The sequence below is a fragment of the Ureibacillus sp. GCM10028918 genome, from assembly GCF_042666115.1.
In the GTDB taxonomy this organism is placed as follows: domain Bacteria; phylum Bacillota; class Bacilli; order Bacillales_A; family Planococcaceae; genus Ureibacillus.
The window spans coordinates 745,853-765,807 of the sequence record NZ_JBHTFK010000005.1 but is presented as its reverse complement, the minus strand read 5'-3'; the positions used below and the strand labels follow the sequence as shown (position 1 = coordinate 765,807).

Genomic DNA, 19,955 nt, shown 5'->3' with positions numbered 1-19,955 from the left:
AGGGGGAGTCAAGTATGGAGAACAAATTAAATTTATTAATTGTTAGTGACGATAGCTTGCTTCGTCAACAGCTTCAAACGATTGCAGAAAACACAGGAGAAAATGTACTGACTGCCACTACATCTGACGCTATTCGAGAAATGAATCGTGAAACCAGGGATATTGTCATGATGACTCAGCCTGAAACGGATGTGGCGATTGACCTTGTTCAATCGATGAAGCAAATCAATAGCTCCGTTTTGATCATTTTTATTGCTGATCGAACAGACTTTGTATTGTTGCGGAATATGATGCGTGCCGGAGTGGATGAGTTTTTTGTATTCCCTGAGGAAACTTCGCTCTTTACAAGTCGATTCCCTACAACAGTAAAAAATTATTCAATTACGAAAAACTCAAGAGAAACGGGATCCTCCATTTCTTTTGGTCGAGGGAGAGGGCAAATTTACTCTTTCTATAGTGGAAAAGGTGGTAGCGGAAGATCGGTTATTTCTTCGGTACTGGCACAAACACTGAAGCTCGAATCCACGGCTGAAGTCATTTTGATTGATTTAAATGGGCAATATGGAGGGGTTGAATCGATGTTTTCGATTGAATCGAACCGGTCCATAGCAGATCTTTTACCCGTAATTGAGGAACTAAATGAAAGTCATATCCGAAACGTGTCCAAAACGGAGCAGCATTCCAAGCTTGAAATATTAGTAAGCCCGATTGATGCGGAAGTGGCGGAAACTTTAGGAGAAGAATTTGTCGCGAAGTTACTGAGAACCTCAAGACGTGCTTTTGATTATGTGATTATTGATTTGCCTTCTACCTTGAACGGCTCGGTCATCACTGCGATGGAGGAGTCAGATAAGATTTTCTATGTGCTGACACCAGATACGCCGGCATTGCGTGTGTTGAAACATTATGAAGAGTTAGCCGCACGCATCGGCATGAATTTAGTGGGGAAAATGGAAGTGATTCTAAACCACATTGCCAAGGAAAATGAAGTGCAGGAAAAGGATTTGAAGAATGTACTACGTTACCCGATTGCGGCAACGCTCCGTAAGGACATTAAGGGATTGCAGCCTTTTGTCAACAAGGGAGAGCCGGTTCGCAAGGTTGTAAAGGAAAGGAAGCTTATTCCTTTTGCTAAGGACATTCGGAAGTTTTCTCGGGAAATTTTGAAACCATAAGGGGGTATCGTGATGGCTTCAATTTTTGAAAGAAGAAAAGAATTGGCTTCACAAAAGAAGACTGTTTCCTATCAATACGATAACCATCTTGTAGATGAACTAGTAGAACACTATAAATCGCGTTTACTGCGCGATACCAATTTAGAAGCATTAACACAGCTATCGCAAGGTGAAATGCGGCTGAAAATTGAGCAGTATGTGTCTCAATTTATGTCGGAAGAGCGGGTGGTCATCTCCCGCCATGATAAGGAGCTGCTCGTTACTCGGATCTTGGATGAATCGGTTGGTTTAGGTCCGCTTGAGCCACTGATCAATGATCCGACGATTACAGAGATTTTAATCAACGGCTATAACGAAGTCCATGTGGAACGAAAAGGGAAGCTGGAGCAAGTCGATATCAGTTTCCGTGATGATGAACATGTTCGCCATATCGTTGACCGAATTGTTGCACCACTCGGACGCCGAATTGATGAAAGTTCGCCCATGGTAGATGCCCGCTTACCTGATGGAAGCCGTGTAAATGCAGTTATTCCGCCGGTGTCTCTAAATGGGACGCTTGTTTCCATCCGAAAGTTCCGAGCCGAGCCATTCCAAATGGATGATTTACTCGAGTTTAGTTCGCTTGATGACAATATGGCGTTTTTCATCGACTGTGTTGTAAAGGCGAAGATGAACATGCTCATTTCCGGTGGTACTGGTTCAGGGAAAACGACCTTACTGAATGTTGCAGCAAGCTCGATCCCAAATTTTGAACGAGTGATTACCATTGAGGATTCGGCGGAGCTTCGCCTGAATCGTTCCAATGTTGTAGGGATGGAGGCTCGCCCCGCTAACGTGGAGGGTAAAGGGGAAATCACCATCCGTAATCTCGTGCGAAATGCTCTTCGGATGCGTCCTGACAGAATTATCGTCGGGGAAGTTCGTAGTGGAGAAGCCTTTGACATGCTTCAAGCGATGAACACGGGTCACGAAGGGTCGATTACCACAGTCCATGCCAATACGCCGGATGATGCGTTACGACGTGTTGAATCCATGGTGATCATGGCAGGGATGGACCTCCCATCTTCCATCATTCGTGAGTTCATCGTCGGGGCATTGGACATTATTATTCAAGCAACAAGATTAACAGATGGTACACGTAAAATCGTATCCATCTCGGAAGTGCAAAAGCATGAAGATGGCTCTTCAGAAATTGTTGAAATTTTCACCTTTAAGCGAATTGGGATGACAGAGGATGGAGATGTCATTGGGTATTTTACTCCAACGGGAAGGAAGCCTAAATGTCTCGAACGCATTCGCATGTTCGGCATTGAAATTTCGGAATCCATCTTTAGACCCCAGCCGCAGGAGGTGATTGTATGACCGCTGCAGCGATTGCAGGAGGAGCAGTCCTTTTGCTCATTATTGGATTTTATAATCTATTAGGCTATCGAAAAGAGAAGAAGGAATGGAGAAAGAAGACACACCAGTTCTACCGTGAAGGGGAAAAACGAAAAAGTGTCATCGTTTTGTGGGGGACAAAATTTGACCAAACCGAAACGGCAAAAGAGATGGAAGGTAAGTTGCAGGATGCCAATATTCCTTTTACGCCATCTGAATTTTGCGGGGCGTTAATCGTTTCGTACATGGGGATTTTGTTTGTTCTCGTAAACTTTTTCAATGTTCCTCTTTTGATTGCCATTGTCCTGTCTCTCTTGTTACTTGAGGCAGGAAGAAGAATGCTCTTTAAAATCAGGAAAGACCGAAGAAGACAAATCTTGGTGGATCAATTGCCTGATATTTGTCGCCTGCTCGCCAATTCCACACGATCTGGTATGACGTTAAATCAAGGAATTCAACTGGTCGCAAAGGAAATGGCGGAACCGGCAAAAAGTGAGTTTAAAAATCTAGCTCATGAATTGTCTTTAGGGATTGATTTTGGGAGTGCCATTCGAACATTGGAAAAGCGTATTGACAATAAAGAGTTTCATCTTTTTACCGCGACCCTACTTATTCAAAAACGAGCGGGTGGGAATTTATACGCCGTCTTAGATGAAATGAGTCAAACGCTTGATGACCGCAAGCTCCTGAAACAGGAAATTAAAACGATGACAGCTGAACATAAGTATATCGCATACATTGTTCCCGTCATTCCAATCTTTCTTGTCCTGATGATGAACAATGTAGTGGATGGGTTCCTGGATGCCCTATTTTCAGGGGTGGGATTGATTCTATTTGCAATATTTGTTGCAGGAACTGTCGCTACGTTCTTCATTATCAATAAGATTACAAATATTAGGGTGTGACAAAATGGATGGAATTATCGCAATCACCATCATACTTACCGTATTCTTCATTGGTGTATCACTTCGAGCAATCTATGTATATCTCACAAAGCGTCGTGAACTAAAAACGACCGTTTCCGACACCTTGTATGTGTTCGATGGCTTTCAAAAGAAAGAAAGTCGCAAGGAAAAATTCTTAGCAAAGATGCTTCACTTTGCAGATGATTTTTCGGAGCTGGGGCAACGTATTAATTTCTTCAGTGAAAATGCGGATGTGAAAAAGTGGATTATTCAGGCGGGCTACCCATATGGCATAACGGTTGAAAGATTCCAAGGTTTGAAGATTTTCCTTCTTATCATTGGGGTACTAATCGGCGGAATCATGCTATTGATTGGATTTCCATTCTCGCAATTTATGGTCATTCTTTTGCCCATCGCCGGATTTGCAAGTGCCATTCTTTGGATTCGCTCTAAAGCAAAGGCACGTCAAGATGAAATATCATACCAATTACCCGATTTTCTCGACACGATGAGTGTAACATTGCAGGCCGGTGTTGGGTTAACGCAAGCATTGCGAGATATTGTGCCGTATTTTATAGGGCCGATCAAAGAAGAGTTCGAGCGGTTTCTTCAAGAAATTAGTGTCGGTGTCCCGAGAGTGGAAGCCTACCGATTATTGCTCGAACGTAATGAATCAAAGGAGTTTCAGATTCTAATCAAATCTTTAATTCAAGGGGAGCGGTTGGGTGTCCCGATTGCCGCCTCTTTTAAACAACAAGCCGAGGAAATGAGAAAGCTGAAGAAAGAAATGATTAAGGAAAAAGCCGCAAAAGCCTCACCGAAAGTGACGCTGGTCACAACCTTTCTGATTTTGCCTTCCTCGCTCATCTTAATTGGCGGGTTGATGATTATAAATATGTTTAACCAAAATAGCGGGATTTTCGATTTATTAAAATAAAAGGAGAGAAAAAAACATGAAAAAGTATATGCAAGGATTAGCAGTAAATTTAATGGCGCCGGTGAAAAACGAAAAAGGTGCACAATCATTAGAATGGTTAGGGTTAGCAGCACTATTGATTTTAGTGTTGGGGATTATTTCAACTGCTGTTAGTGGTCAATCTGGTTCCATCTCAAGTTTGATTGGAAGTATTATTTCAAAGATCAGCGGAATGGTAGGATCTTGATTTCTAAATCTTAGCATTTCTCGAGGAAGCTATACCTGAAAGGAACAGTTATGGTGTCCTTATAAAGTGGGAGTTGAAACTAATGCAAAATCGAATCAGCATACTATTAATTCTAGTATTACTTCTTGTAGCTGGATGCAGCAATAAAGAAACTGAAAAAGCAGAAGCAGAAGACCAGGAAACAACTCAGACAGAAGAAAATTCAGAGACAGACGTTGAAAAGCAACCTGTTGAGGTGGAGGAAGACGAAGAAGTAAATAAAGAGGTCATTGTAGGCCCTCCCCTTCCAACAAGCTTAGAAGAGTTGGAACAATTACCCTCAGGTTATACAAAATACATCAGTACGCTTGAAGAGGAAGGTAGACAGTTAACGAATGAATTAACGAAAAATCTTCCCGACATTTCGGGCAATCCAACAACCGAGGAATTAGATCGATACTATGAGGCCATTTTATCAGTCTATCAACAAGATTATGTAGGTCCGGGAGATTTGCTTGAAAGTATGAAATTTCAATCGATCGGTAATCCAGAAATTAAGGATTCTCGTTATCAGTTTAAAGAAAATTTAAATGTGATGGTCATTTTGGATGCTTCAGGGAGTATGGCGAATACTGAAGGCAGTGTAACACGTATGGATGCTGCTAAAAAAGCAATTACGGAATTCGTGAAAGGCTTACCGGAAGATGCAAATGTCGGTTTGCGAATTTATGGACAAAAAGGGTCAGGAAAAAATGAAGATAGAGCATTGTCCTGCAGCAGTAGTGAATTGGTTTATCCTTTAAGTACTTATAATCCTGCAAATTTTGAGCAATCTCTTTCAAAGGCAACACCAGCTGGCTGGACGCCAATTGGATTAGCTTTAAAAGAGGCGCAAAAAGATTTAGCTGCATTTAAAGGAGATACGAATACAAATATTGTTTATTTAGTAAGTGACGGGATTTCAACTTGTGATGATGATCCAGTTGGAACTGCAAAATCGCTCTATGATTCTGACATTACACCACTTGTCAATGTTATTGGCTTTAATGTAGACCAAGAAGGCCAAAAACAACTGCAGGAAATTGCAGGAGCAACAGAGGGAACGTATCAAAATGTTACTGATGCTCAAGGACTTCAAGAGCAATTGAATGAAGCGAGTAAGGTTGCTGAGAAATGGGCTCAATGGAAAACCTCCCAGGAAGGCTGGCTGGATTTCTATAAAGTCGATAATTCGCTAGATATTTTTGGTTATCACGCTGGGGAATTCAAGAAATGGGTAGACGAAGGGCAGGCAGTTGGTTTTACTCTTACGTATTTATATCAACATGAAGATAAGATGTCTGCAGAATCCCATGATTATTTAAAAAAGAAGAATACGGAATATCACGATTGGATTGTAGAGCAATACGATCTTCTTCGAGACGATTTAGAAGCAATGAATGAAACGAATTATAACGAAGCAGTAAAACAACTAGAGGAAAAATATCTTAACAACACAAGTAGCACCTCTTAAAAGTTTTAGAGTTTTAAGAATACAAGAGACACACCTTAAAAAGAAAAGTGAGGTGAAAGTGTGAAAGGAAGCAACTTCCGCAGAGTAATTGCAATATTTATGATTGCGTTTGTGTTGTTCTGGTCCGCAATACCCTCTATTAGTATGGCCTTTTTCATAACGCCGGGAAATGCAATCACACCGGGGCAGGCAATTACACCAGGCCAACCGATTACAGGCGGACAGTTTATCATGCCAGGACAAGTGATTACTCCGGGTACAGCTATAAGAGGTGGAAATGCTTATCAAGGAGGCCCCTATTTACAAGGCGGGAATGCGGCAGTTTCAGGGCAGCCATTAATTCCATCTTATCAAGGCAGTAATGGTCAATGGATCATTCCGAACATTGCGGGCTCCTTACCGATTAATAACCCGATTACACCTGGTGATGCCATAACAGGAGGGCAGGGTCTTTCTGGTGGGCAGGCGGTAAATGGCGGAAATGCAAATGGTGGTGGCACTGGCCCAACCGGCGGAAATGCGGTAAACGGTGGTGATGGAAGCTCTTCAGGTAATTCAATCACAGGTGGAGAACCTGCTCAAGGTGGGGAAGGTGCCACTGGTGGCGATGCATTAAATGGAGGAGATGGTTCTGCAACTGGTGATTCAATCACTGGAGGTGACCCAACTCAAGGTGGTAATGGTCCAACTGGAGGAAACGGTCCAACTGGTGGTAATTCACCGACTGGAGGGGATTCTGGTCAGAGTGGAGAAGGCCCGACTGGTGGTAATGGGACAACAGGAGGTAATTCACCGACAGGAGGAGAAGGTCCAACATCTGGAGATGCAGGTGGTTCTGGTGATTCGGGCGGGGATGGATCGAGTGACATCCCTTCAGCATTAAATACATTGGTTCCAACAACGGATACCTCTAGAGGAACACCTGGGGTAATAGCAGGAGCTTTCCAGGATGCAAATCGCTTTATTACATCATTTGGTAAAACCTTTGTTGAAGGTCTTACAGCAACCTATGCCGGTTATAGATTTACTGAATTAGCATCTGGAAATTATAAGGTAGTCAGCAATCGAGCAGTGCAAAATCCTGTACTGGATTATTTTTATAATAGCTTTAAAAAATATGACTTAGGTAATCGGCAAGCATATATGCCGGTTGGTGGAGCCAATCCACGACCGCATAAGATTGATAGTTTTTTCCAAAGCAAGAATTTAACTAATTGGAGTACGCCTTCAAGCTTTGTCAAAACAACATGGAATAGCTTGAAAACAGGTATGAATGAGAGTTTTAATGTCTTTTCAAAGAAATTTTATGCTCCGTCCAATATGATGAAACTAAATGGACCCGTGAATATCATCGCATCAGCCTTTAATAGTGTATACGATTATGGTTGGGGCGAAAAGAAGAGCACAGGAATATTATCTTCTAATTTTGCCGCTGATTTAACAGTTGATTTAGCAGTAGGTGCTGGTACGACAGCTCTTTCCAGCGTCCTTTCCAGTGCTGTAGGTGGAGCTGTAGCAGGTTCAGCGTTCCCTGGTGTTGGAACAGTTGTGGGAGCGGTTGTCGGACTCGGCGCAGGCTTAATCTCGACCTATCTCATCAATGGTACAAAAACAGGAGATAACGCGAAAAAATGGGTAAGCGGTAAGCTAAGTTCGGCATATCGTAAAGTAGGAAAAGGGATAAAAGATGGTTGGAATGGATTAGCAAATGGTGCTAAAAAGCTTTTTGGCTTTGGATAACTATATGCAGTTAATTCCGTACTTTTAGGCAATGTTGGGATGGAATTCACCCCGTTATAATTTATCTTCAATCAGGGGCAGTAACTTCCACTGATTGAAGATAGGTCTGGCGGTTGATGAGGAAATCCCAATAGCTTTAGCTATTGGGTTACATTAACAAAACTTCCTTTACAAAAACATAAGATTGACAAGAAATGTAGGTGTATAAAAATGTTTAACACAATTAAGTTTTTTCAAGCTGTAGGGGCTTCTTTTCTGGTGACAATCATCGTTTCCTTTATATTAGGCTTTTTTCAATTTGGCAGTTACGGACTTTTTCTTTTTGTTCAAACCATCATAACGTATGGAAGTATGGGCTTCTTTGCCTCTAGATTGAACACTGAAACCCCTTATACCGCTGCTTATTTGGGAGCAATTTTTATGTCCTTTATTAGCATACTTTTCTCTCATTTTGTGTTGCATGTTTATATATTTACTGACCCGAATGGAATTGCGAGAAGTATGTCACTTGCTGTTTTGGTTAGTTTGCTATTTGCATACATCACTACTCTTATTAGAACGAAAAGAGAAGAGGTCCTCCCATGATTCGTGAAATATTTGATATCTATAATCGTAATTGGAGTCAAATAACGTTTTGGTCAATACTTATTATCTTGCCAGTAACGGTGATTACGTTTTTAAGCATGATATATGTATCAGGTTCTGAAAGTTCAATAGCACCTCATTACTTTTCAGGTCTCGCAATTTTCCTAAACTTTATTTTATGTATTCCACCCTTTGTGAAAATGGTGATGGTGGATCGTCAGGATGAAACTGTAAAACCAGCTGATGGAATCGCATTTTTCTGTAAGCAATTTGGATTACTTCTTGTTGTATCAAGTATTTTATATTTCATTGCTTTTATTGGAATGTATTTGTTGTTTATTCCCACAGTAGTCGCTTTGATTTTGTTATTAGTTTTCCCATTCTTTTCAGAAGGTCGTAGCATTCGGGAAATTTTCTATCAATCTGCTATAGCGATAAAAAGAGAGAATATTGCTCTGATAGGAGACATCTTGGTTATCGTATTTGTTAACTTGGGGATATGGCTAATTGTTTTGTTGTTTTTGGAGCAGTACGATAATAACCTACTCGCATTTTTACTAATCCGCAGTATAATCAATATTTTTATCTTCCCCTTTTTCTATATCTACTTAACACTAAGATTCCGAAAAAATTCAGCTAATTTGCTTGCTGATGAAAGATGGTGATGAAACCTATGGAAAAATTACTAAACGCAAATCAGGGGGCAGTAATGGATTTTAAGAAGTTCAATCTGTTCATTATGATTCTCCTATCGTTTATTACGCTGGGGGCTTACATAGGGATTTGGTTTTTACAGCATAAACATCATTTTCTGCAATTTTCTCAAAGGACGAAGCTCTACTTTGGATGGTGGAAGTTTTTCACTATTTTCTCCTTTGTTTTTCTGCTAATCAAGTTGTTCGGACCGATGGTGTTAAGTGAGTATGGTATAGTGAATATCCAATCTTATGAAACAATCTTCAATTTCTTTTTTATAGGGTTACTTTTCTATTCTATTTTTAGATTGAAGGAGTGTTTAGAAGAGGAATATGATTTGTACCTGAATAAATATTTACTCTTTTTTTTCCATGTTTTTTATATTCAATTTAAATTAAATGGAGTACATTCAACTTCCAAGCAACAAAGTTAAGAAAATATCTCATAAATGGAGGCGGATGTATTGAAAAAAAAGGATTCTCATTTTGTTGAGTTTAAGAATAATCGAGTGTTTATTACGTTGATTTTGCATGTGGTAATAGGGCTTCTATGCAGCTTTGTCCCAGAAGAAAACGCAGGGCTATGGATTGGAATCAATATAGCACTAGCCATTGTTTTTGCACTAGTCAATTATATGATCTGGTTATTCCATAAAAATAATAGTAAGCGTTACTTTTCATTACATACCTTTGTCATGCTATTGGGGATTGCTTTCTATATGATGTCTCCTGCCTTTAGAGCGCTTTATCCATCAATCATTTTTTGGTTGTTGTTGCTTATTACCCTCGTATTAGTCGGTTTCTTAATCATTAAATATGATGCAGTAACCAATGCTTTTGTAAACCCAGGGGATTCATGGTTTATAAAGATTTTAGGCATGTATGGAGGAATAATCTTTGTCGCTGGTGGACTTCTTTGGGCTTACATGAATGCAACAGAGACCGGTCCATTTGTTCCGGTAGCGATTATTTTATTTTTCATCGGAATTTTCCTATTGATGATTGCACCGATTATGCTGTCAACACCTGATCGAGTGAAAGAATTAGAAAAGCCAAGATACTAGTTTTTAATTTTCGCAGCACTGCATTTTTGGGAGTGAAGGTATTGATCCAAGTACATAAAGCAGCCATGATTTCTTTTTTCTTGCCAGTGTAAAATGTGGGAAACTGGTCAAATAGATTTCACAGTTCTACATCAGAGGAATGGTCTTATATATTACCTAAAATTGTTTAGCCAAGGAGGCGATTCGAATTGAAAGTAAGAAAACTCCTAAAAGAAGAAAGAGGTTCGCTTTCCATTGAGTTTCTAGGAATTCTTCCATTATATTTCTTGCTTTTTCTACTTCTTTGGCAAGTGGTGGCTTCAGGCTATGCCGTGATTAGTTTAAAAGCTGCTGCATCTGATGGAGCACAAGTTTATGCGGTGTCAGGAGACGAAATGGAAGCAAAAGCTGTTATTTATGAAGCCATAGGCAGTTCGTCTATTTTGCAAGTTTACGAGCCTGATATTGATCCTATCGGTAATGGTCTATTTGTAGTTAATGTCTCGGCTAAACACCCACTCGTCTTTCTGCCAGATAGCATTGCTAATTTAGCATCAATAACCATTGATTCTAAAGCGACAGGAAAGGTGCTCGTTCCATGAAGCAATTAGAGAATGAAAAAGTTGCGTTACGGCAAGTGGAAACAGGTAGTGCTAGAGGGGCATTGAAACATGTTAGCAATGAAAAGGGGAGCGCCGCCATCTTCTTGCTGTGGATCATGACGGTCATCATTGTCCTGACAGTCATCATTGTCAATATTGCCAAGGTGTATGCCGTTAAGCAACAGGCATCCACTGCTGCTCAGCTAGGAGCCTTTGCTGCAACAAGCGAGATTTTGTTGGCGACAGAGGAAGGCATAAAGGAGTTCGATGAATACATGATGGAAAAAGCCCTTGAAGCAGGGGTAGAATATGAACCATTATGGGACGAAATTGATGAGCGAAAAGATAGCTATATGGCAAGTGATGTTGGGGAACAGGAAGCCTATATTAAAGCTTTAAATGAAATTTTGCCAGGCAGCCTCGGGAATCCGATTTTAAAAGGGTACCTTTTTATAGATTCTGCCCTCAGTACGAAAATATATAGTACAGTTCAAAACGTCGTTAGAGAAAACGAAGGCAATGAAGAACATCTCGAGATTGTCATCTCAGAGGAAAAATACCGAGTCGAAGTCAAAACCGATGCTACTTACGAAACAATCGGAAGTGGGGAATATATTGATTCCTTCCAAAAAGACATTCCGGAAATCGGATACGGACCGGAATTATCCTATCTACAATATGTACTAAATTAAAATGACTCCAAAAGAATCCACATTCTTTCGGAGCCATTTTTTGTGTACCGGGCACTCGCACAACTATCTTGACATATAATGGAATGTAAAGTATCCTTTACGTAAAGGTTGCTTTACATTTGAGGTGAGAATTTGCAAAACCGCATCAAAGATTTACGCCAAAAGCATGATTTGACCCAAGATGAGTTCGCCGAAAAACTCGAAGTTTCTAGGCAAACCATTATTTCTCTTGAAAAAGGCCGGTATAACCCGTCGCTCATTCTTGCTTATAAAATTGCTAAATTGTTCGAAATGCAAATTGAAGATGTGTTTATTTTTGAGGAGGGAAAGAAAAATGGATAACTTTTGGGTAGCATTGTTATTTTGGATTGGTTTAGCGGTAGTTGTAGTCAGCGCTTTTTATCTTCCGAGAAGGATGATGAAAAAGAAAAAACAATATGATGAGAGATTGGTTATAAACGATCATTTAGCACGCTCATATAGCTGGATGGGTTCGTTGGGTATTATTTTTATTGTTTGGTTTTTATCGCTTGTAGTTTTTCATTCCCTCATTGCTTTTTGGTTAATAACAGTAATTTATGTAGGTCACATGCTTTCTTATGCAATAGGTGCGGCCATTGCAAATGGGAGAAACTGAACTATAAAATATATATTTCATCAAGCATTTAGAGTATTTAGCTGTGTTCGACTTAACACAAAATAAAATAAAAAAGCCTGCCTTTCAAAACGAGTTCGGTGAAAGGTAGGCTTACTTTTTATTAAGCTCGAAATTAAAATTGTTCCCCGCTATCCAAGCTTACTTGCCATTCAATGCCAAACTTGTCCTTAACTGCCCCATAGCACTTGCTCCAGAAGGTTTCTTGCAGCTCCATTGTTACCGTGCCGCCTTCTTTTAATCTTTCAAAGCTTGAGCGAATGATGTCTTCATCATCACTTACTACAGCTAGGGAGATATTGTTTCCTGCAACAAATGGAGAACCAGGCCAAGTATCTGAGAACATGACACGGCTTCCAAGAATGTCTAATCTAGTATGCATCACCAAATTCTTTGCCTCTTCAGGAATTTCAAAGTTTGGATCTTTTGGTGCATCGCCAAACGTCATAATATTGGGCTTTTCCGTCTTGAATACCTGTGCATAAAATTCCGCAGCTTCACGACAATTCCCAGCAAAATTCAAATAGACCTCGATTGCCATCCTATACACTCCTAACAATTAGAATAATTTAACTGTGGCATATCCATCACCAACTAGTCAAAAAATCCACTCCATTCAATTAACAAAATTTATAAAATTCAAAATTGTATGAGTGCCTGGCACCCAAAATAATCTAAATTGTTTGTGTGCAAGGCATTCATATAATATGTACGTACATTTGCACCGACTCTATAGGAAATGATAAAATGGAAATTGAGACTATATGGGAAGTGAAAAAATCCATGGCAAACATTTTAAATAAAATTTTTGATCCGAATAAAAAAGAAGTTAAGAAATTAACGAAAGTTGCTGATCAAGTAGAAGCATATGCTTCTCAAATGGAACAACTGAATGACGAAGACTTAAAAGAAAAAACCACCGAATTTAAAGAACGCTATCAAAATGGTGAAACAATCGAACAATTGCTGCCAGAAGCGTTTGCTGTTTGTCGTGAAGCATCACGCCGCGTACTTGGCATGTATCCATTCCGCGTACAAATAATGGGTGCTGCCACTTTAAATGAAGGTAATATTGCGGAAATGAAAACAGGGGAAGGGAAAACATTAACTTCCACAATGTCAGTTTATTTAAACGCTCTTACTGGAAAAGGTGTGCACGTTGTAACGGTCAACGAATATCTTGCTACTCGTGATGCTACTGAAATGGGTGAGCTTTATAATTTCCTTGGTTTAACAGTGGGCTTGAATTTAAATAGCCTGACAAAGGATGAAAAACGGGAAGCTTACGCAGCAGACATTACATATAGTACAAATAACGAGCTTGGCTTCGACTATTTACGCGATAACATGGTTGTGTACAAGGAAGAGCGCGTACAGCGTCCCCTGCACTATGCCGTAATTGACGAAGTTGACTCCATCTTGATCGATGAAGCACGTACACCACTTATTATTTCTGGACAAGCTGGTAAAACAGCGCAGCTTTACGTTCAATCCAATATGTTTGTAAGTAGATTGCAAGCTGAAGAAGATTTCACGTATGATGAAACAACAAAAGGCGTTACTTTAACGGAAAACGGTATTGGTAAAGCCGAAAAAGCATTTGGCATTGATAATCTATTTGATTTAACACATGTGCGTTTATTACATGCGATTAACCAATCCTTAAAAGCACATGTTTCCATGCACCGTGATGTGGATTATGTTGTGCAAGAAGGCGAAATTATCATCGTTGATGGATTTACTGGCCGTTTAATGAAAGGTCGACGCTATTCTGATGGGCTTCACCAAGCAATTGAAGCAAAAGAAGCGGTAGATATTCAAAATGAATCGATGACAATGGCAACGATTACGTTCCAAAACTATTTCCGTATGTACGAAAAATTATCTGGTATGACTGGTACCGCGAAAACAGAAGAAGAAGAATTCCGTAATATTTACAATATGCAGGTTGTGGTTATTCCAACGAACAAACCAATTGCCCGTGATGACAAGCCGGATTTAATTTTCGCTACGATGAACGGTAAATATAGTGCAGTTGCGGCAGAAATCGCAGAGCGCCATAAAAAGGGACAACCCGTTTTAGTTGGTACTGTAGCGATTGAGACATCTGAAATCATCTCGAATTTATTGGATAAACATAAAATTCCGCATAATGTGTTAAATGCGAAGAATCATGAACGTGAAGCCGAAATTATCGCCAATGCAGGGAATAAAGGTGCTGTAACGATTGCCACAAACATGGCCGGCCGTGGTACCGACATTAAGTTGGGTGAAGGTGTGCTAGACCTTGGTGGGTTAGCTGTAATTGGTACAGAGCGACACGAATCACGCCGTATCGATAATCAGCTGCGCGGCCGTTCTGGTCGTCAAGGGGATCCGGGGGTTACGCAATTTTATTTATCTCTCGAAGATGATCTTATGCGTCGTTTTGGTTCCGATAAAATGAAAGCGATGATGACTAGACTTGGGATGGATGATAATCAGCCAATCCAATCGGGTATGGTATCAAAAGCAGTAGAATCAGCACAAAAACGTGTAGAAGGTAATAACTTTGACGCTCGTAAACGTCTATTGCAATATGACGATGTGTTGCGTCAGCAACGTGAGGTTATTTATAAAGAACGTCGCGATGTGCTTGAAACTGAAAACATGCGTGCCCTTGTTGAGTCGATGATTCAAGAATCCATCGAAAATATTGTCGCTGTTCATACACAAGGCGATCAAAAAGATTGGAACTTAAAATCGCTTGAAGATTATATCCAAGCGAATTTATTAGAAGAAGGTGCCGTTGAAGCAAGTGATTTTGAAGGGAAGTCATCTGAAGAAATCATTGCATTTATTTATGGAGAGGTTCAAAAACGCTACGATGAGAAAGAAGAAATGTTAACTCCAGAGCGTATGCGTGAATTTGAAAAAGTCATTTTACTTCGTTCAATTGATACAAAATGGATTGATCATATTGATGCGATGGACCAATTGCGTCAAGGGATTCACCTGCGTGCTTATGGACAAACAGATCCATTGCGTGAATACGAACAAGAAGGCTTTGCGATGTTCGAGGACATGGTCTCTGCAATTCGCGAGGATGTAACGAAATATGCAATGAAAGCGCAAATTCGCAGCAACCTGGAACGTGAACAAGTGGCAAAAGGACAAGCTGTAAATCCAAAAGAAGAAGCAGCACCAAAGAAAAAGCAACCTGTTCGTAAAGTGGAGAACATAGGTCGTAATAACCCTTGCCCATGCGGTAGCGGCAAAAAATATAAAAACTGTCATGGTGCTGAATAAGCCCCAAGATTAGTTTCACTACAACTACAACTACAAGTTAAGAAACAAACTTTTGAACCGCAGTCTTCTTTTCATCATGATCAGATGATGCGGTTCTCACAGGTTTAATATAAGAGTACGGAGGATTTTAAATGATCGAATTATCGGAAGTAAGAAATGTTTTGGAAACTACAGCCTCGAAATTGGCGGACTTCAGGGGGTCTCTTTGACTTAGAAAACAAAGAGGCACGTATTCAGGAACTAGACGAAATGATGCTTACGCCGGATTTTTGGAATGACCAAAATGGTGCTCAAACCGTCATTAATGAAGCAAATGGATTAAAAGCCATTGTCAATGAATTTAATGATCTGGTGACAACCCATGAAAATCTGGATATGACATTGGAACTTTTAAAAGAAGAGCCAGATGAAGATCTCCAAGAGGAGTTAGGCAGCGAGCTTGAAGACTTCCAACGTAAAATGGACGGCTTTGAGTTGCAAATGCTTTTAAGTGAGCCTTACGACAAAAATAATGCCATTTTAGAGTTGCACCCAGGTGCGGGTGGTACAGAATCACAAGACTGGGGTTCGATGCTGTTGCGTATGTATACGCGTTGGGCTGAAAAACATGGCTTTAAAGTAGAGACAATGGATTATTTACCAGGTGATGAAGCGGGAATTAAATCTGTAACGCTGTTAATTCAAGGGCATAATGCATATGGCTACTTAAAAGCCGAAAAAGGGGTACACCGTTTAGTGCGCATTTCACCTTTTGACTCTGCAGGCAGACGCCATACTTCCTTCGTTTCATGCGATATCATGCCAGAGTTTAATAATGAAATTGAAATTGATATTCGTACGGAAGATTTGAAAATTGATACGTATCGTGCAACAGGTGCGGGTGGTCAGCATATTAATACGACGGACTCAGCTGTTCGTATTACGCATATCCCGACAGGCGTGGTGGTATCCTGCCAAGCGGAACGTTCACAAATCAAAAACCGTGAAAAAGCGATGAACATGTTAAAAGCAAAATTATACCAACTTGAGATCGAGAAACAACAAGCTGAGCTTGATGCGATTCGTGGAGAACAAAAAGAAATTGGCTGGGGTTCTCAAATTCGTTCGTATGTCTTCCATCCGTATTCTATGGTAAAAGATCACCGTACAACTTTTGAAACTGGAAACGTTCAAGGGGTAATGGATGGCGACTTAGATGATTTCATCAATGCTTATCTTCGTTCACGTATTGGGCAATAAATAAAAAATTAAACCTTTTTGGCAAGGGAATAAACTTTGCTAAAAAGGTTTAATTTAATTTTGAAGTTAGCTGTACCTAAAGCATATTGTTTTCTTCTTTTATAAGAAAGATGTCCGCTTTGATGGAATTGAATTCAGTTGCTAAAATGCCAATTCTTACTTCTACCTTTTTAATTTTTTCAAGAAGTTCTGCATGGTTTCCATCCACTTTTTGACTAAGTTCGTCTATTTTTTGATTGAGTTCGTGATATTGATGGTCCATTTTATCTGATAGTTCTAAAACGGCTTGTAAAATTTGCTCCATTTTTAGCTTTCTCCTTCTCTTTTTTTTTTCTGCCTAGTAATATCTTTTATTATGCTCCATCTAAGGTGCAAATAAAATCGGTTATATAGCAAAATTAATTTTAATCGTTGATATTTATAAAATATACTTTTACATACCCTAAACATCTCAACTTTAATTGCCTAATTATCCTTTATTTACCTCCATATCACAATTGCATTATTTTAAATATGTTGTAATATAATAATAGGAACAAACGTTCTATTAATAGGAGGGGTTTGATGGCACATATTCCCATTGAAACTGTCTCATATCTAGAAGCAGCTATATATTTACCGATGCTGCTTATCGTTTTAGAAAAAGATTATGCACAAATAGAGGCAGGGCAGTTTAAATTAAAGCGACCATATATTTCTTTGATTGATGAAGCAAGAAAACACGCAGAAATTGATTTGAGAGAAACAAAGGCGTATTTAAAAATTCATCAATTAAAAGTGGTTCAGGGTAAACGAGACGAAATGTTTACAGAGTATCAATTTCATTATAAGCAAGTTATGGATGTTAGAAGATATTCGAATATACGCTTAAGGAACCATGTTGAAGATTTACTCAAGTTTTACTTAAATAAAGCTTCAAATATTAATGCTAGTCAAAAGGATCAAAAGGTTCGTTGAGTTTCTTGGCATCCTTATTTTCAGTAAATTTGATAGGTTCAATAGGTTCAGTAGATTTAAGAGAATTATAAATCGCGGAGTAATCAGAAATTTCAGCGAACCCTATAGATTGCAAAGGATTTTGAGGTTGATTTAATTCGTTTCGAATTATAATTCTTTGATTAGAAGCATGTTTTAGAAGCATTGTTGCAGCAACGTATTGGGCACAAAAAGATGAATAATTAATTTGAAGTTCAAACTCTTTTCCATCTATCAAGGTGATTTGTGTAAAATCTTTGAGGCGTCGGATGTTGGCAATGGCATGTAGACCAACCCAAATGTTGTTTGGTGAAGATGGAGAAAAAAGAGGGAAGAATACATTCGGTATTCCATCATGAGTAATAATAACTGGTAATTTGTGCTTCGCTTTTCCAAGGACGGATTTTGAGAAGTTCTTGGCATGAGTATAGTTATATCCTAACACTTCACAGGATTTTCTAACTATGTAAAGAGGCTTTCGTTCAACAACGTATTCTCCGTTTTTATCATAAACATGACAGTAAAGTTTTTCCCCGCGCTTAATAGGCATCATTAAATACGTATTAAAAGAAATCCGGTATGACTCGATAAGAATAATATTTTTTTGCATAATTACTCCTCCTTTAAATGATTTCATAATGCTATATAACCGATTTAATAAAATCATAATATGAATTTTTTACCATTTCAATTGAAAAAATTTGACAAATTTTTGAAATAATATTTCGGAAGCAAAATTACTATTTTAACGTGCGAAACAGTGGAAATTGAAAGCACCAGCATATAGATAGGTATTTCTTCTCTAAAGATTGAAAAAGTATATCTATTTTTCAGAAAATATTGCAAATTGACAACCAATTTTTTATAATAGAAAAAAGGGAATCGGGGTGATATCGATGGATAAATATTATTCATACACAGATTTTCTTAAGGCAGTTGGGAACTATCAACATGCAAACGAATCTGAAAAGTTATTGAATGACATTTATTTGGACTTGTTTTTGAACCGTATGCAAAGATTACAAAGAATTGAACAGCTGAAAGATCTCATCGATAATGCATTGGATGAAAGAAACAAAGAAGCTTTTTATAAGTACACGAAAGAGCTAAGTGAATTACAAGAAACTCAAGAAATGGAAGAGACACAAGAGTCCGTAATGTAGATGAAAACAATATTTAAAAAGTCGCCATGACAGGTAATGATCCCTAATTTCACTCGGAATAGGGGGCTGAACTATAGGCGACTTTTTTGTATTTGGAAAACAATATTAAATATCGTCTCTGTATAGTAAAATAACACTAAAAGTCATAAAAGGAGGGGCTTGTCTTTGGTATCATCAAAAGACGTTGCAAAATATGCTGGAGTATCTCAAACGACAGTTTCCAGAGTACTTAATACACCCGAGTTAGTAAAACAGCCTACCGTGGACAAGGTAATGAAAGCAATTCAGGAACTAAACTATATACCCAATGCTAATGCACGTTCCCTCGTACAAAAAAGAACTGATACGATTGTATTGCTATCAGGACCACTACATAATCCCTTTTTTGTTGATACGACAACGGCAATTGTAAATTATGCAAACACAAAAGGTTACCGTGTGAACGTTCAGTTTGTAAATGATGATAAGCTTTCTGAAGCATATGCGACAGCAATTGAACAAAAAGTGGATGGGCTAATTTTATCTTGTATTTTAATTGATGATCCCATATTTGAAACATTGGAAAATATGAATATTCCATTCATCACATATAACCGAAAACACAAAAGGAATAGGCACTTTGTAGAAATTGATAATTTTAAGGCAGGATACTTAACTGCCCAACATTTGATTGAACTTGGGCATCGAAATATTGGATGGATTAGCGGTCCATTGACTGTGAGCACTTTTCATAACCGATATCATGGATTTATAAAAGCATTAGAAGATTACAATATAAAAATTCCGGAAGAAAATATACTTCATACAGATACCTCAAAAAAAGAGGTTAGTACGGCATTCAATAATCTAATGAGCCTTGGCAAGCGTCCAACAGCAATAAGTGCCGGATCTGATTCGTTGGCATTATTCTTGATGGATGATGCAATTTCAATTGGCATGAAGGTACCGGAAGATTTGAGTATTATTGGAATTGATAATGTGGATATTAGTAAGCATGCATCCATCAGGCTAACAACAATTGGCAGTATTTCAGAAGAAAACCTGGGCTTTTTAGCAATTAAAAGATTAATTGAATTGATTGAAAATAAAAAAAATGATTGCGTTAAAATCACAGAATCTGTTAAAGTGTTTAATAGAAGTACGACAAGGGAAATATAAAACAG

At 38.9% G+C, this 19,955-nt stretch carries 22 protein-coding genes; 19 read left to right on the top strand and 3 right to left on the bottom strand.

Features of this window, described 5'->3' with window-relative positions:
- Positions 1 to 14: 14 nt before the first annotated feature.
- The 14 genes from ACFQU5_RS06880 to ACFQU5_RS06815 all read left to right on the top strand — a co-directional run bounded on the left by ACFQU5_RS06880 (position 15) and on the right by ACFQU5_RS06815 (position 12,109).
- Complete coding sequence (locus ACFQU5_RS06880; protein WP_390286072.1) at positions 15 to 1,175, top strand: AAA family ATPase; 1,161 nt, start codon at positions 15 to 17, stop codon at positions 1,173 to 1,175.
- 12 nt (positions 1,176 to 1,187) lie between these two features.
- Positions 1,188 to 2,537, top strand: coding sequence for a TadA family conjugal transfer-associated ATPase (locus tag ACFQU5_RS06875; RefSeq protein ID WP_390286070.1), 1,350 nt, complete (start codon positions 1,188 to 1,190; stop codon positions 2,535 to 2,537).
- A complete protein-coding gene (locus ACFQU5_RS06870; protein WP_390286068.1) occupies positions 2,534 to 3,460 on the top strand; it encodes a type II secretion system F family protein in 927 nt (308 codons plus the stop codon). Before ACFQU5_RS06875 ends, ACFQU5_RS06870 begins: the two co-directional genes overlap by 4 nt.
- Before the next feature lie 4 nt (positions 3,461 to 3,464).
- A complete protein-coding gene (locus tag ACFQU5_RS06865) occupies positions 3,465 to 4,397 on the top strand; it encodes a type II secretion system F family protein (RefSeq protein WP_390286066.1) in 933 nt (310 codons plus the stop codon).
- Positions 4,398 to 4,413: 16 nt separating this feature from the next.
- Positions 4,414 to 4,623: a hypothetical protein gene (locus ACFQU5_RS06860; protein WP_390286064.1), complete on the top strand. Its 210-nt coding sequence runs from the start codon at positions 4,414 to 4,416 to the stop codon at positions 4,621 to 4,623.
- An 82-nt stretch (positions 4,624 to 4,705) separates the two neighbouring features.
- Positions 4,706 to 6,115, top strand: a complete 1,410-nt coding sequence (locus tag ACFQU5_RS06855; RefSeq protein ID WP_390286062.1) for a vWA domain-containing protein — start codon at positions 4,706 to 4,708, stop codon at positions 6,113 to 6,115.
- A 60-nt stretch (positions 6,116 to 6,175) separates the two neighbouring features.
- Positions 6,176 to 7,855 (top strand): hypothetical protein, encoded by a 1,680-nt coding sequence (locus tag ACFQU5_RS06850; RefSeq protein ID WP_390286060.1) that lies wholly within the window; start codon positions 6,176 to 6,178, stop codon positions 7,853 to 7,855.
- A 210-nt stretch (positions 7,856 to 8,065) separates the two neighbouring features.
- A complete protein-coding gene (locus tag ACFQU5_RS06845) occupies positions 8,066 to 8,440 on the top strand; it encodes a hypothetical protein (protein WP_390286058.1) in 375 nt (124 codons plus the stop codon).
- Positions 8,437 to 9,105: a hypothetical protein gene (locus ACFQU5_RS06840; protein WP_390286056.1), complete on the top strand. Its 669-nt coding sequence runs from the start codon at positions 8,437 to 8,439 to the stop codon at positions 9,103 to 9,105. The genes ACFQU5_RS06845 and ACFQU5_RS06840 overlap by 4 nt, the downstream gene beginning before the upstream one ends.
- 494 nt (positions 9,106 to 9,599) lie before the next feature.
- The gene (locus ACFQU5_RS06835) at positions 9,600 to 10,199 is read left to right on the top strand and encodes a hypothetical protein (RefSeq protein ID WP_390286054.1); all 600 of its coding nucleotides are present in this window, start codon (positions 9,600 to 9,602) and stop codon (positions 10,197 to 10,199) included.
- A 188-nt stretch (positions 10,200 to 10,387) separates the two neighbouring features.
- Positions 10,388 to 10,780, top strand: coding sequence for a TadE/TadG family type IV pilus assembly protein (locus tag ACFQU5_RS06830; RefSeq protein WP_390286052.1), 393 nt, complete (start codon positions 10,388 to 10,390; stop codon positions 10,778 to 10,780).
- Positions 10,777 to 11,472 (top strand): pilus assembly protein TadG-related protein, encoded by a 696-nt coding sequence (locus ACFQU5_RS06825; RefSeq protein ID WP_390286050.1) that lies wholly within the window; start codon positions 10,777 to 10,779, stop codon positions 11,470 to 11,472. Before ACFQU5_RS06830 ends, ACFQU5_RS06825 begins: the two co-directional genes overlap by 4 nt.
- A gap of 132 nt (positions 11,473 to 11,604) precedes the next feature.
- Entirely contained in the window at positions 11,605 to 11,814 is a 210-nt protein-coding gene (locus tag ACFQU5_RS06820; protein WP_390286048.1) for a helix-turn-helix transcriptional regulator, read from the top strand.
- A complete protein-coding gene (locus ACFQU5_RS06815) occupies positions 11,807 to 12,109 on the top strand; it encodes a hypothetical protein (protein WP_390286046.1) in 303 nt (100 codons plus the stop codon). The genes ACFQU5_RS06820 and ACFQU5_RS06815 overlap by 8 nt, the downstream gene beginning before the upstream one ends.
- A gap of 133 nt (positions 12,110 to 12,242) precedes the next feature.
- Here the strand turns inward: ACFQU5_RS06815 and ACFQU5_RS06810 are convergent, their stop codons facing one another.
- On the bottom strand, positions 12,243 to 12,668 hold the full coding sequence (locus ACFQU5_RS06810; protein ID WP_390286044.1) for a VOC family protein: 426 nt from the start codon (positions 12,666 to 12,668) through the stop codon (positions 12,243 to 12,245).
- A 242-nt stretch (positions 12,669 to 12,910) separates the two neighbouring features.
- On the opposite strand from ACFQU5_RS06810, the gene secA reads away from it, so the two are divergent.
- Both secA and prfB read left to right on the top strand, forming a co-directional pair.
- Entirely contained in the window at positions 12,911 to 15,415 is a 2,505-nt protein-coding gene (secA, locus tag ACFQU5_RS06805) for a preprotein translocase subunit SecA (RefSeq protein ID WP_390286042.1), read from the top strand.
- A 134-nt stretch (positions 15,416 to 15,549) separates the two neighbouring features.
- A protein-coding gene (gene prfB, locus ACFQU5_RS06800; protein WP_390286550.1) for a peptide chain release factor 2 occupies positions 15,550 to 16,654 on the top strand; the annotation gives its coding sequence in 2 pieces (ribosomal slippage) (positions 15,550 to 15,621 and positions 15,623 to 16,654; 1,104 coding nt in all).
- Positions 16,655 to 16,730: 76 nt separating this feature from the next.
- On the opposite strand, the gene ACFQU5_RS06795 is transcribed toward prfB, so the two are convergent.
- Positions 16,731 to 16,958, bottom strand: coding sequence for a hypothetical protein (locus ACFQU5_RS06795; protein WP_390286040.1), 228 nt, complete (start codon positions 16,956 to 16,958; stop codon positions 16,731 to 16,733).
- A 260-nt stretch (positions 16,959 to 17,218) separates the two neighbouring features.
- Here ACFQU5_RS06795 and ACFQU5_RS06790 point away from each other — a divergent pair, with 260 nt between their 5' ends.
- Complete coding sequence (locus ACFQU5_RS06790; RefSeq protein ID WP_390286038.1) at positions 17,219 to 17,611, top strand: YhjD family protein; 393 nt, start codon at positions 17,219 to 17,221, stop codon at positions 17,609 to 17,611.
- Here the strand turns inward: ACFQU5_RS06790 and ACFQU5_RS06785 are convergent.
- Complete coding sequence (locus ACFQU5_RS06785; protein ID WP_390286036.1) at positions 17,583 to 18,239, bottom strand: competence protein ComK; 657 nt, start codon at positions 18,237 to 18,239, stop codon at positions 17,583 to 17,585. The genes ACFQU5_RS06790 and ACFQU5_RS06785 overlap by 29 nt on opposite strands.
- 286 nt (positions 18,240 to 18,525) lie before the next feature.
- Between ACFQU5_RS06785 and ACFQU5_RS06780 the strand changes: the two genes are divergently transcribed.
- Together ACFQU5_RS06780 and ACFQU5_RS06775 are read left to right on the top strand one after the other, a co-directional pair.
- On the top strand, positions 18,526 to 18,792 hold the full coding sequence (locus ACFQU5_RS06780) for an IDEAL domain-containing protein (RefSeq protein WP_390286034.1): 267 nt from the start codon (positions 18,526 to 18,528) through the stop codon (positions 18,790 to 18,792).
- Positions 18,793 to 18,957: 165 nt separating this feature from the next.
- Entirely contained in the window at positions 18,958 to 19,950 is a 993-nt protein-coding gene (locus ACFQU5_RS06775; RefSeq protein WP_390286032.1) for a LacI family DNA-binding transcriptional regulator, read from the top strand.
- The last annotated feature ends 5 nt before the right edge of the window (positions 19,951 to 19,955 follow it).

Bases quoted from the DNA above. Each gene is read 5' to 3' on its own strand.
- ACFQU5_RS06880 (WP_390286072.1), top strand. From the start codon at position 15: ATGGAGAACAAATTAAATTTATTAATTGTTAGTGACGATAGCTTGCTT.
- ACFQU5_RS06875 (WP_390286070.1), top strand. From the start codon at position 1,188: ATGGCTTCAATTTTTGAAAGAAGAAAAGAATTGGCTTCACAAAAGAAG.
- ACFQU5_RS06870 (WP_390286068.1), top strand. From the start codon at position 2,534: ATGACCGCTGCAGCGATTGCAGGAGGAGCAGTCCTTTTGCTCATTATT.
- ACFQU5_RS06865 (WP_390286066.1), top strand. From the start codon at position 3,465: ATGGATGGAATTATCGCAATCACCATCATACTTACCGTATTCTTCATT.
- ACFQU5_RS06860 (WP_390286064.1), top strand. From the start codon at position 4,414: ATGAAAAAGTATATGCAAGGATTAGCAGTAAATTTAATGGCGCCGGTG.
- ACFQU5_RS06855 (WP_390286062.1), top strand. From the start codon at position 4,706: ATGCAAAATCGAATCAGCATACTATTAATTCTAGTATTACTTCTTGTA.
- ACFQU5_RS06845 (WP_390286058.1), top strand. From the start codon at position 8,066: ATGTTTAACACAATTAAGTTTTTTCAAGCTGTAGGGGCTTCTTTTCTG.
- ACFQU5_RS06840 (WP_390286056.1), top strand. From the start codon at position 8,437: ATGATTCGTGAAATATTTGATATCTATAATCGTAATTGGAGTCAAATA.
- ACFQU5_RS06825 (WP_390286050.1), top strand. From the start codon at position 10,777: ATGAAGCAATTAGAGAATGAAAAAGTTGCGTTACGGCAAGTGGAAACA.
- ACFQU5_RS06815 (WP_390286046.1), top strand. From the start codon at position 11,807: ATGGATAACTTTTGGGTAGCATTGTTATTTTGGATTGGTTTAGCGGTA.
- ACFQU5_RS06810 (WP_390286044.1), bottom strand. From the start codon at position 12,668: ATGGCAATCGAGGTCTATTTGAATTTTGCTGGGAATTGTCGTGAAGCT.
- secA (WP_390286042.1), top strand. From the start codon at position 12,911: ATGGCAAACATTTTAAATAAAATTTTTGATCCGAATAAAAAAGAAGTT.
- ACFQU5_RS06795 (WP_390286040.1), bottom strand. From the start codon at position 16,958: ATGGAGCAAATTTTACAAGCCGTTTTAGAACTATCAGATAAAATGGAC.
- ACFQU5_RS06790 (WP_390286038.1), top strand. From the start codon at position 17,219: ATGGCACATATTCCCATTGAAACTGTCTCATATCTAGAAGCAGCTATA.
- ACFQU5_RS06785 (WP_390286036.1), bottom strand. From the start codon at position 18,239: ATGCAAAAAAATATTATTCTTATCGAGTCATACCGGATTTCTTTTAAT.
- ACFQU5_RS06780 (WP_390286034.1), top strand. From the start codon at position 18,526: ATGGATAAATATTATTCATACACAGATTTTCTTAAGGCAGTTGGGAAC.